1 protein-coding gene is annotated in these 1675 nt (G+C 67.0%); it reads right to left on the reverse strand.

The window, feature by feature from the left end:
• Positions 1-1675, reverse strand: a 1675-nt coding sequence (locus ACZ5CR_RS44655) for a type I polyketide synthase (RefSeq protein WP_468869267.1), incomplete at both ends; no start/stop codon positions are given.

The following is a 1675-nucleotide window of genomic DNA, read 5'->3' on the forward strand; positions in this document are numbered from 1 at the left end:
CAATATGCAACGACCCCGGCAACACCCCATGCCGCATCGCCATCACCATCTTGATGATGCCCGCCACACCTGCAGCGGCCTGCGTATGACCGATGTTCGACTTCACAGACCCCAACCACAACGGCAGCTCCGGGTCACGATCACGCCCATACGTGGCCAGCAGCGCCTGCGCCTCGATCGGGTCGCCGAGGGTTGTGCCGGTCCCGTGCGCCTCCACCGCATCCACCTCGGAGGCGGACAGGCGTCCGTTCGCCAACGCCTGACGGATCACCCGCTGCTGCGAGGGACCATTCGGCGCCGTCAGACCGTTCGACGCACCGTCCTGATTGATCGCCGAACCACGCACGACCGCAAGCACCTGGTGGCCGTTACGACGGGCATCCGACAACCGCTCCACCAGCAACAGACCAACACCCTCACCCCAGCCGGTACCGTCCGCGGCCTCCGCGAACGCCTTGCACCGGCCATCCGCCGACAACCCCCGCTGCCGACTGAACTCCACAAACGTCCCCGGCGTCGACATCACCGTCACACCACCGGCCAACGCCATCGAGCACTCACCATTACGCAACGCCTGCATCGCCAGATGCAGAGCCACGAGCGACGACGAACACGCCGTATCCACCGTCAATGCCGGACCCTCAAGCCCGAACACATACGACAGACGACCCGACACCACACTCGCCGCATTACCCGTACCGACGTGCCCATCGAGGCCGACGTCGTCGGTGTTCACGAGATCCAGATAGTCCTGGCCGTTGGAGCCGACGAATACGCCGGCCTGGCTGCCCTTCATCGCAGCCGGGTCGATGCCGGCACGTTCGAAGGTCTCCCACGCCGTCTCGAGGAGGAGCCGCTGCTGCGGGTCCATCGCGAGCGCCTCACGCGGCGAGATCCCGAAGAGCGAAGGATCGAACTCCGGCGCGTCGTAGAGGAAACCGCCTTCGGTCGCGTAGGAGGTCCTGGGGCGGTCGGGGTCGGGGTCGAAGAGGTTCGCCAGGTCCCAGCCGCGGTCGGTCGGGAAGTCGGCCATCGCGTCGGAGCCCGAGACCACCAGATCCCACAACGCCTCCGGAGAAGTCGCACCTCCGGGGAACCGGCACGCCATCCCCACGATCGCCACCGGCTCATCCGACACCGCAGCCGAGACAACCTGCCCCGCACCCACCACACCCGGCGCCAGCTCCCCACCACCGAGCTCATCCGCCAAGAACTCCGCCAACACCACACAACTCGGATAGTCGAACACCACCGTCGTCGGCAGCGACAACCCCGTACCCGCCACCAACTGATTACGGAACTCCAGAGCCGTCAGCGAATCAAACCCCAACTCACGGAAAGCCCGCTCCACCTCCACCCCACCCGGATCCGCATAACCCAACACCGCCGCCACATGCCCCCGCACCACATCCAGCAACACCTCAACACGCTCACCCCGCGACAACCCCACCAACCGCGCACCGAGCCCAGAAGCGGACTCCGGTTCGGTGACCCACGCACCCTCGTCGGTGAGCTGACGCACCTCGGGCACACCGGAGACGAGGGCACCTGGGCGCCCTGACGGGAAGCCCGAGACGAACCGCTTCCAGTTCACGTCCACCACGGCGACCGCGACGTCCTCGCCCGCCACCGCCTGTCGCAGCGCTTCCAGAGCGCGCTCGGGCGGCAACGGCGG

It is taken from the genome of Streptomyces sp. NPDC031274, from assembly GCF_055570235.1.